The sequence below is a fragment of the Bartonella sp. AA16NXGY genome (assembly GCF_042197325.1).
GTDB lineage: Bacteria > Pseudomonadota > Alphaproteobacteria > Rhizobiales > Rhizobiaceae > Bartonella.
This window is the reverse complement of record NZ_JBHIRR010000025.1, coordinates 1-11,096: the sequence shown is the minus strand read 5'-3', so window position 1 is coordinate 11,096 and position 11,096 is coordinate 1. Positions and strand designations below refer to the sequence as shown.

At 39.6% G+C, this 11,096-nt stretch carries 6 protein-coding genes and 2 pseudogenes; 5 read left to right on the top strand and 3 right to left on the bottom strand.

Annotated elements, in window-relative coordinates; translation table 11 throughout:
- The 3 genes from ACFINK_RS08900 to ACFINK_RS08890 all read right to left on the bottom strand — a co-directional run.
- On the bottom strand, positions 1-3,743 hold a 3,743-nt coding region (locus tag ACFINK_RS08900), incomplete at its 3' end, for a filamentous hemagglutinin N-terminal domain-containing protein (protein ID WP_375638832.1).
- Between the two features lie 90 nt (positions 3,744-3,833).
- Positions 3,834-5,594 (bottom strand): ShlB/FhaC/HecB family hemolysin secretion/activation protein, encoded by a 1,761-nt coding sequence (locus ACFINK_RS08895; RefSeq protein WP_375638830.1) that lies wholly within the window; start codon positions 5,592-5,594, stop codon positions 3,834-3,836.
- A complete protein-coding gene (locus tag ACFINK_RS08890; protein ID WP_375632827.1) occupies positions 5,587-5,766 on the bottom strand; it encodes a hypothetical protein in 180 nt (59 codons plus the stop codon). Before ACFINK_RS08890 ends, ACFINK_RS08895 begins: the two co-directional genes overlap by 8 nt.
- A 256-nt stretch (positions 5,767-6,022) precedes the next feature.
- Here ACFINK_RS08890 and ACFINK_RS08885 point away from each other — a divergent pair.
- From ACFINK_RS08885 to ACFINK_RS08865, 5 genes and pseudogenes are all read left to right on the top strand, one after another.
- Positions 6,023-6,642 (top strand): annotated as a pseudogene (locus tag ACFINK_RS08885) (type ISP restriction/modification enzyme); the annotation flags it as partial.
- 279 nt (positions 6,643-6,921) lie between these two features.
- Positions 6,922-7,179, top strand: coding sequence for a type II toxin-antitoxin system RelB/DinJ family antitoxin (locus ACFINK_RS08880; RefSeq protein WP_375638828.1), 258 nt, complete (start codon positions 6,922-6,924; stop codon positions 7,177-7,179).
- A 71-nt stretch (positions 7,180-7,250) separates the two neighbouring features.
- Positions 7,251-7,454: a type II toxin-antitoxin system YafQ family toxin gene (locus ACFINK_RS08875; protein ID WP_522729908.1), complete on the top strand. Its 204-nt coding sequence runs from the start codon at positions 7,251-7,253 to the stop codon at positions 7,452-7,454.
- A gap of 1,531 nt (positions 7,455-8,985) precedes the next feature.
- Positions 8,986-9,626 (top strand): annotated as a pseudogene (locus ACFINK_RS08870) (LbetaH domain-containing protein).
- Positions 9,627-9,709: 83 nt separating this feature from the next.
- Positions 9,710-10,888, top strand: coding sequence for a hypothetical protein (locus ACFINK_RS08865; protein ID WP_375618860.1), 1,179 nt, complete (start codon positions 9,710-9,712; stop codon positions 10,886-10,888).
- The last annotated feature ends 208 nt before the right edge of the window (positions 10,889-11,096 follow it).

The following is an 11,096-nucleotide window of genomic DNA, read 5'->3' as shown; positions in this document are numbered from 1 at the left end:
TTGTCAATATAGCCTGTCAACTTGGCATCAAGCGTGCCACCAGCTTCAATCGTGCCGTAAACAGCATCATAAGTGCGCGTGATTATTACAGGATCATCAACATATTCCGATGTGTCTGTATCTCCTATTTGAGCCACCCCTGCACCCAAAATATCACCAGATGTAGTCTCAATGCGTGTTGTCGTCTCAATCTTGGTTGTTTCGGTTAAATCACGCCCCTCATTGAGCAGCGTATCGCCATGCATCACAATGTTGCCATTGGCAGCAATTAAACTATAACTATTGCGGATATCGCCGGCATGAACCGTGAGATGACGCCCTGCTAAAATCTGGGCAGCATTATTGGTAAAATGAGGCTGCTGCTGACTAACCGTCGTTGTAACTCTGGTAGTTGTGGTAGTTGTATCAACAAAAAACCACCCATCTGTTTCAGTATGTGATGTTTCATAGACATTGCGATTCACCACTTTATCGCTAACTTCAACCCCACCTTCACGCATGTTGGTAAGCGCTGAGACATCGAAGGTCATATCGCCTGACACGGCTTCTAAAAGACCCGAGCTGTTGATCACATGACCAGCCCGCTCTCCACTTAAACCACGGATGATGAGATTGTCTTCAGCAATGACATCGGCAAACTTATTGATAAAATCCCCATCTAAGGAGAAAATGGCAGATTTCTTGGTATAAATCAGCCCACTATTACTCAGATCAGCGCTCACATTGAGCGCAACCCCATCACCACTTGAGCCAATACTGCCGGCATTGTCCAAAACATCTGCGGTTAAGACAAAAGCACCACCACTTTTGAGAACACCGTCTTCACCATTTAAAACCAGAGCAACTTGCCCCAATGACGGATCATGGCTTTCTGCCACAAGCGTAAAACTGTTACTGGCTAAAAGCTGACCGGAATTGGCTAAAGACCCAAGCTTCGCATCAACAACACCGCCCACCATAATACCGGAATTGCTTAAAACATCATGGCTGTTGAGAGTAAGTACCCCGCCTTGCGCTTCCACAAGCCCAGTTTGGGTGAGTGTGCTTGCCTTCAGCGTTACATCATAGGCGCCAACCTCACTTGTCTCACCCAGCGTCAAGATGCCATCGGTTGAGAGCTCAACCCGCTTTTTAGAGACAATGCGCCCCGTTTGGTTCAGAGTGTTTTGCGCATGCAAAGCAATGGTATCATTGCTTTCTATCGTGCCACTATTGCTTAAATCACCGTGGCTGGTCAGTTGAAGGTCACCACGCTCAATCTCTATGTGCCCTGCTTGGATCACACTATCAGCAACAATATTAACTGCCCCTTGCGTAGAAATAAGACCATCAACATTCTCAAAACTGCCCACATCAATGCGCAAACCATCCCGCGCTAAAACATGCGCACCTTCATCATGTGTAGCGTTTTGTTGGTCTGAATTTGTCGTTTCAGCGCTTTTATTGACAAAAGACGTTGCAACAATCTTCATCTCACCGGCTAAAGCACTGAGAAGACCAGCCTCATTGTTTATATGACCAGCACGTGTCTCTTTCAGCCCACCAATGCTGAGAGCCTCTTCTGCAATCATTCTACCCTGTGTGTTGGTCAGATTACCATCACTGAATACGTCCATAGATTTTTTGGCGTAAATCAGCCCACTATTGCTGACATTTCCTGCCACATTGAGGGCAACATTCTCACCACTAGAGCCAAGCGCACCGGCATTGTCTAATTGCCCTGCGGTCACAACAAAAACACCACCACTTTGAAGGACACCTTCGGATGTATTCTTCAGAAAGGCTTGTTGCGGATCGGCGCCTTCTTGTGTGCTTACCATCAAATGCAAATCATCGGTTGCAATAAACGTCCCTTGATTGGTAAATGCACCAATATGAGCATCGACACTCTCACCGCGCATTGTGCCGTTATTGATAACCCCATCACGCACTTGAAGGGTTAATGCTCCCTCTTGGGCTTCCACAGTCCCTGCTTGGGTTAAAGCATCAGCACTTAAAACCACATCATAACTTAAAATCGTGCTCTCTTGAGAGGTTGTGAACATGCCCCCCGCTGTCAAGGCAACCTGCTGCATACTGACAATATCACCCGTATGATTGAGGGCACCATGGGCATCCAGCGTTATCTTCCCATTGGACCAGACAGTGCCTTCTTGGATCAGGGCACCGTGATGCGCATAAAGGTCAACTTTTTGCTCTGCCACTAAGCGCGCGCGTGATGTAAGCTCTGCTGCTTCCACCAAAAGAGAGCCGCCGGCGCTATAATGTCCAGCGCCTACAGTGAGCGCATCATCGGCGCTCAAGACAATATTCCCCTTGGCACCAATATGGTTGTTTAAAGCGGTGATTTGATTGGTTTTAATGGTCAGATCGCCAAGGGAAGAAACCCCTGTTTGATCATTGTCTTGCATGCGGCTCAGATCAATTGTTGCTGCTTGGATCTCTAAGAGATCACCGGCGGCTATCCGCCCATTCCCCGCCTCAAGCTTTGCTGCCTGTAAATGCAAAGAACCCGTCGCTGACTGTTGACCATCACTCCCAATACCGCTTGCTAGAAGAGCATGGGACTGGAGCTTGATCAGATCGGCGCCCACATCAACAGTACCGCTCGCTGCAACGCGAGCTTGCTCAGCCAGTTCAACATGTTTCAAAGCCTTCAGTTCAACCGCTTCTTCTGAAAAAAGCAGATCTTTCACGTGCACACTATCGTGGTGGGAGTGAGCCTTCACCGCTCCTTTGGCGCGTGCTTTGGCAATCACCAGCTTGCCATCACTTGTCAATCTCATGGCGCCTGCATTGGCAACCATGTCTCCGCGCATCTTAACGCCCGCACCTTTATCATTGGCAATCACGCGGATCTGCCCCGCATACATTCCACCAAACTCACTGGAATCAATCGCCAATTCCGGCTCTTTGCCATCAGAACCAAGAGAAGTTGCTTCGCGTTTGTCATAATCAAAATGATTGCGCCCCGCGATAACAGCCAAATCTCCTTTGACCTGTATGGGACCTCCGATACTGATCTTGCGCGAAACAAGATCAAAAATATCTAATGCACTCCCATCAGCCCCACGAGAACCTATGGTGATATCTCCACCCTCAACACGCAATCCACTCAAAGCGCCATCGGCTCCAATAATCGGTTGTCCAGTCGATAAAGTCACCCGTGGTGTATTAATAAAGCCACAACCGTTACAGGTAATCCCATTGGGATTGGCGATAATAACATCCGCCATATGCCCATGTACTTCGCTCACGCCTTCAAGACGCGAGCGATTGGCACTCACCACTTCATTAAGGATAACCTTTGCTGCACCGCTATAACGCAAATTGCCGTTGCCTGGCACCAATCCCCCAAGCTGTGAACGCGAAACCTCCTCAGTCGAATTGTTCAAAATCACGCCATGGGTATCAACATTGAAACTGTCATATTTGTTATGAGAAAGACCCTGTCCATTGGGGCGAACAATATCAATCAGCGGCACATCATTGCCGGCTTTCCCCACCGTGGGGCGGAAAACAGAGCCAACCCCATCAGCTGCTTTAATCCCTTGGCTCTCTTGTGCAACAGGACTTCGCGCTCCAAGCGCTTGTGCTTGCAACAACAAAGGCTGAAAAGCTAAGCAAAAGCTTAAAACCAGTGAAAGCCCCTTATGGATCCCTCGCTGCAAAACACAAAGAACGCGCTGCCATAGCTTGTATCCATATCCCAATCTATGCTTTTGATCTTTCAATCCCCGCATCTTCAGCTCCTCATAAAATTCTTTATCTCTTAAAAAAACAACCCATATGGGTATAAACAGCGCAGCGATATTTTTTACCGCCCCTTTGCTCTAAAATCTCAATAATGCCCGCACTTGAAATAACCCTGTCGCATTTCCCTTTTCTCGCACTGTCGATTGGGTTAAAATATTCGAATAAGACACATCAATATCCGTAATGTCTCCGGTTGCATGGAAACCAAGAGTTGCCCCAACGAGGTTCCCGCCAAAACTGTTTTTGTTTACATTATTGGCCACGGCCCCCAGATCAAGCGCCATATAAGGGGCAAATTGGCTCATAAATTTACGCCCCATTCTCGAAGAAAAACCTGGCAACAACAGCGACAATTCATTGCGCCAAAACGCCCCATTATTGCCGTAATAAATCGCCTCACGCACCCCACGCACAGAGGAACTACCACCAAGCGATATTTGCTCTGAACTAAACAACGTGTCGGGTGATAATTGTCCTGAAAACAGCGTGTTATAGCGAAAGTTATACTGTTTGAGCGAAAAAGAACGCACGTAGCCTAGGGAAAAAGACAATTTGGAAAATTGCCCTTTGGGTGAATTTTTTGTTGTATTCTCTTGCTCTTTATCATCATAAGCGCCAAGAATTGCCAACCCTTTATGAAACCCTATATGCGCGCTTAATTCTCCTCCAAGCCACTTGCGCGAGTGATCAAGCTCAAAGGTTGCAATAGCTAGTTTACGGCTGGAAACATCAACCCGACTGCCCATAATAAAATTATCAGAATATTTCCATGTCAACCGTCCTGTAAGCCAGGTCTTTCCCTCTTGATCACGGTCGATAACCCGTGAAATCCACGGTGTCAGCGATAAAGACTTGCCCGCAGTCATAATATCGGAAAATATTCCCTTAACACTCGAATGATATTGGCTCCACGTCCCATCAAAACCTGTTGTCCAAGTGCCATAGGGTAGAGAAAATGATCCCGTTAGAGTATCACTATTGGGGCGCTTGTGAGAAAAATGATACGGACTACCATCCATAGAGCGCTGATAGCTAAACGACCATTGATCATTGATCCCCAACAGATCATCAAAAGAAAGGCTCAAGCGCGTTTGATAAATTCCTGTTGCTTTAGCACCAAGATTATCGCTGGAAAGCGTAATAAGCCAAGGTTTCTGTTTTTCAATATGAACATCGAGTATCGAACCACCCGAATTGCTCCCCGCACCAAGATTAATGGTGGCTTGGCGTGAGAAAAGCCGATTGATTTGATCAAGCCCTTGCTCTATCTGGCGCAGATTGGTCGGCTTCCCAATAAGATTTGGAAAAGCCGTGGTGATTTCTCCTTGAAGTCTCCTCTCAACTTTATGCCCATCCAGAGTGATATCTTCCATCACACCTTCAACAACAACAATCTTGAGATGACCGCCGCTTAAATCTTGCTCAGGCAAATAAGCCCGCACCGCAATATAGCCGCGCTTCATATAAAGCTTGGTCACCGCTTTGAGCACTTTATTGATTTCGGCAATCCCCAAACACCGTCCTTCCCAAAGAGAAATGGCTTCATGAAGGTCGGTATGAGAAATCAACTGAGCACCAACAAATTCAATGCTTTTGATCAGCAAACAGGTTGTACTAGGCGAAGCACCATAGGCAGATGTGGTATCATCGTCTGGCAAAAATACCTCATGGGTTTTGTTTTTACGCTGCAATTGCTGAAAACGCTGTTGTTGCGTTTGTTGTCGTTGGATGCTCTCTGATTGATTAATCGCTTTCTCACGAATGTTTTGGGCAAAACTCGCCAACGAGAAAAGGCACAAAATAGCCGTAAAAACAAAAGTGAAAAAAAATCTATGCATTCATTGTGCCCTCAAAATGAGCAACAAAATGAACCATATCATCAGCGTCACAGAAAAAATCGCCAACCGCGTAACAATTTTTTAATTTTTTGATGAGAGTAATACTTATAACATCTGAGAAAAAAGCATAGACTGTACTGTATACACCTGCTTTATGAGTTGTGCAAACCATATCATTTCCCCCACTTTTGAAGCTTGTATAATTACACTGTTAAATGACAATCATATGCTATATATGCTTCTTAATTTTAAGGTGTTGCATGTAATATAATCTTGAGCTTTAAGTAAAGACTCTTATTCATAGAATAGACCAAATTTATTGGAACTGTTACATATTAGAGACAACAAAAAACACTCCATTATTATCGCTTGATAAGAAAAATAGTATGACAATCGCTTATTTACTAAAATAAGAAAAAAAGAAAATGCGTAATGCTATAACTAATGAAGGATTAGCATATTTAAAAGCCGCTTATCCTAATGAAAAAACACTAAAGATGATCTGTTTTATTATGTTTACGGTTTTTTGCATTCAGAAGATTATCGCACCCGTTATGCTGATAATTTATGCAAAGAATTGCCTCGTATCCCTTGCGTAAAAACGGCTGATGATTTTTGGAAATTTGTGACAGCAGGGCGTGAACTCGGTCATTTGCACGTAAACTATGAAACTGTAGAACCTTATCCTGTCACCTTTAAAAAGGGTAATCCAAAACAGACAGAAATCTCTAATCCCGAAAAATTCTATTATGTAACTGAAATAAAATTTGCAAAAATTAAGAATAGTAAGGAAAAGGATAAATCAACTGTTATTTATAACAGCAATATCACAATAACAGATATCCCTCTTGAATCGGTTATGGGGCGTCAATGCGTTAAGACAGATAAAAAGAGTGGTATTGTTAATGATGCCAATCACTATGCTGTTGAAACCATTGGCAACCCTGCCTATCCATTGGATTTGTTTCAAAGGGTTATCACTGTAAGTTTGGAAACAATGAAAATCGTTAAGAACTTACCAAAATTAGAAATAAGAGAAACTGAATAGATTTGGCATACTCACATAATGGGTATAGAGCTTATAACCATAATCTATACCTCTCTTGTTAAGTTGATTACATAAAATTTTCTTTACTATGAGGATAACAAAATAAAGTTAAGAGAATAGGATTTTGCAACATTCCTCTTAATTATTACGAATTAAGGATTCTTTTCGTGGAGTTTTTTGCCATACCTGCTGTCCAAAGGGTTTTTAATTCTAAAAAAATTGACTTGAGACTACAGTGTAGCTACATTATAATAAAATCTATGAATGGAGGTACCAATCATGAAAGCCGATTCTGTTGTTCGCGCTCGCATTCCTGCTGAAATGAAAAAACAAGCGATGATTACTTTAGAACGCATGGGATTAAGTGCATCAGACCTTATCCGCATAACATTTTTGCGTGTCGCTGAAGAAGGTTGTTTGCCTTTTGAGCTTAAAGTACCTAATAGTGTCACACGTAAAGCTATAAAGGAATTAGATGAAGGTAAAGGTAAGACATTTAAAAACGCTGATGCCCTTTTTAAGGATTTAGGCATTTAATATGCTGATACCTGTTCGCTCGAGACAATTTAAATGTGACGTGCGCAAGGCGGGAAAACGCAGTAAAAAATATGAATAAGCTGCGTACACTATTAAGTCTTCTAATTGAAGAAAAGCCATTACCAAGACATTACTGTGATCATCCACTAAAAGGCGATTGGGTAGGGTATCATGATATTCATATCGAACCAGATTGGCTGCTTATTTATAGAATAGAAGGAGATAAATTACATCTTATTCGTACAGGAACGCACTCTGACCTTTTCAAAGAATAATTATATGAAAAGTTAAAAATACTCTAACTTTTCTCTACATAATTAGATTTTTTTACATTGCCTTTAAGAGGTTATATCGTAATCTAAAATGATAGCTTTGTTTAAAGAGAGCTATGTATATTCATTTTCTTATATTACTTATAGGTTTTGAAGGTTTCTCAAACCCTCAAAATACCTTCAAAACCCCTTTATATATATATTACAGATTGTATTTACGTGTTGTGTGTAATATGGGTTGTTTATTTAAAACATTAACATATTGAAATATAATAACTTTTATTTTTGATTGAAAAATAATATATAAAGGGGAGTAAAAGGAACCCTCAAAATACTCAAAATCTTCAAAACTCATAACCATAATGGTCTTGATAGCATTTCATATGAATTACAAGCTATCTTTTGAAAGGCTTTAAAAGATCATATGCTTTTCATAAAGCACGTTTTAATCATTCTCTAAATCATAAGTTTATCTATTCAAATGAACTGATAAAATTCATAAAAAGGATTTTGATAACGTAATCAGTTTTTACTTTCATACGCTTTTTATAAGACGTGTTGGAATTACTTAATAAAATAATCTAGTTTATCAGTTCAATTTACTGACACATAATTGACAAGTTTTAATCAATTCACATCGTTGGTTATCTTTAAAGATTGTACTCTTGATATGAATTATGTCTTAAAAACATTAACCTATTGAAATATAATGATTTTAATTTTCTCTCATTAAAAAAAATGATATAGGTTCTAAAAAGAACTGACAAAAATGACAAAAGTTTATTAAAAGGGATTTTGCTCATCTCTATAATGATCAGTTTCTATTGAGATGTTTTCATAAGTGTTTTCATAACAGGCAATAAATCACAATTATCCTATTTATCGTTTCTCTTATGAAACTGAAAAATGATGCCATGGCTATAAAGAACATAACAGCTATAGAGAAAGCAAAAATGCAAATGAAAGCATTTGTTATAAGAGCGCGGTGCTATTAAGGTTTTTTAAATTAGAGCCCCTTATAAACAAAATTCACAAAAAATTTAAAATTCATTTAGTAAAAAAATGATAGGTTATAAAGCTAAAAATACGCATTATGAGAGCGTTTCTAAATATTATAAATGTATAGATTCAGAAAATACGCAATCGTTTCACAAAGCCCGTAATATAGCTTTAAAAGCACATAAATATAAAAGAAGCAATTAATAGGCATAAGATATTATCAATACACAACGTATTTAAAAAATACAAAAAATATAAAATATTATTTGACAATAAATACGTATTTTGCTATATAAATAATTAAGTGATCAAAACACTAAACATGTAGCGAAGAGGTTACGATAAACCTAATCCTATTAAAAACTGACTATCTTTTATGCTTTTGTTAGCATATATAGTGATTTTGTCGGGTGTAGTTACGCTATACAATACCCTTTTATGGGAAAAGCGTAACAACGGACTACATGCCGTGTTTTGAGCGCCCGGCATCCTTATAGGGTGTTAATTCAAAATTATAAACATGTAGGATTTAATTATGACAACTATATCAAAAAATACCCCCGTTATCTCTTCCATTTCAAATGAAACCGCTCTTGCTAATCAACAAGAGCCTGCAAAAAAATACGAATTTACAGGTGAGACAATAGAGGTTGGTTTTAAAACCCTTCATAGAATTCGCGCTTTAAGAGATTTTGGAGACGTAAAAAAGGTGATTTAGGCGGGTTTATACAAGGTGAAAGTAATTTATCCCATGATGGCAATTGCTGGGTGGGCGGTAAAGCCAAGGTTTATAGTAATGCAAGGGTTTACGATAATGCCGTTGTAAGTGGGTATGCCCATGTGAATAATATTGCTTGTATTTATGAAAATGCAAGGGTTTATGGCAAGGCGGTTGTGGCTGGCAATATTTATGGCAATGCTCATGTGTATGGCTTTGCACGTATTTATCCTGATGCTCATATTTTTGGTAATGCTCATGTTCATTATTACGCTTGTGTTTTTAATGATACAAAAATTTATGATAATGCGAAAATTTCCGGATATGCTTGTATTTTTGCAAATGTAAAGATTTTTCGCAATGCGGTCATTAAAGGTGACACTTGGGTTCGCAATAATATTGAAGTCTGTAGTAAAGAAATTGTCTATAATGACCAGTCTATAAAAGACGCTGCGTAAATAATGCGCGGGCGCGGCGGGGGCGCCCCTCTTTTAAACATTTCATTTTTAAATTTATCAAATATGAACTTAGGGAGTTACCTATGAACGCTATAACTGTGTCTAAAAAATACGAATTTACTAATGAAACACGTTGCGTGGCTGGTCATACTTTACACCGTATTAAAGCCATTAGAGATTTTGCTGATGTAAAGGCGGGCGACCTCGGCGGCTTTATTGAAAAGGAAAGTAACTTATCACATGATGGTAATTGCTGGGTAGCTAATGAGGCTTGTGTTTATAATAATGCTCTTGTTTCTGATAATGCTACTGTTTTTAATTATGCTAGTGTTTTCGATAATGCAACGGTTTGTGATAATGCAAAGGTATTTGATTTTGCTAGTGTTTATGACAATGCAAAAATACATGATAATGCCTTGGTTTTTGGATATGCTTTTGTTTACAAACATGCTCATGTTTTTAATAACGCCGCTGTATGTGATAAGGCTGTTATAAGAGACAATGCAAAAGTCTATGGGAATGCTTTTATTAATTGGTATACACGTATTGAAGACAATGAAACGATTAATCTTGCATCTCAAATTTCTGATGACGCTTGTGTCTCTTTACCTATAACAAAAAAATACGAATTTACGAATGAAACGCGTTGTGTGGCTGGTCATACTTTACACCGCATTAAAGCCATTAGAGATTTTGCTGATGTAAAGACTGGTGATTTAGGTGGTTTTATCGAAAATGAAAGCAATCTCTCTCATGATGGCAATTGCTGGGTCTATGATAATGCTACCGTTTTTTGGGAAGCTGTCGTTTCTGACAATGCAAAAATACATGATAATGCTTGTATTAATAGAAATGCTAAAGTTTATGGCAATGCCGTTGTTAATGATGATGCATGGATTTTCGGTGCAAATGCTCATGTTTATGGCAATGCAAAAATTAATGACAATGCTATCGTTCGTGGTCAAGTTTATGACAATGCCTTTGTTTGTAATAAAGCTAATATCATTTTTGATGCAAAAATCTCTGACAATGCGAAAATTGCTGATAATGCTTATGTAAGGGGCTTTGTTTATGGCAATGCAAAAATATTAGGCTCTGCTCGTATTGATTGGGCTGCTCATGTTTACGATAATGCCGTCGTTTCTGACAATGTATATGTTTGTTACTTAGTAAAAATCTTTGGCAATGCTATAGTTGATGGCAATCAAAAAATTTATGATGATATTGGTAATAATAACAAAACCATAAATGAAGCTGCTTAAATAAAGCATGGGCGTTGTGGGGGCGCCTGCTTTCCAATCCAATTTTCCATTTCAAATTTTAGAAAACGTTTATCACATTAGATTGTGAGGGTACTCCTATGTGCAAAAAATACGAATTAACCAGTGAAATTAAAAAAATCAAACATGCTCTTACTCGAAATATTATAACTCTTTATCGCATTCGTGCTTTAAAAGATTTCGATGATAT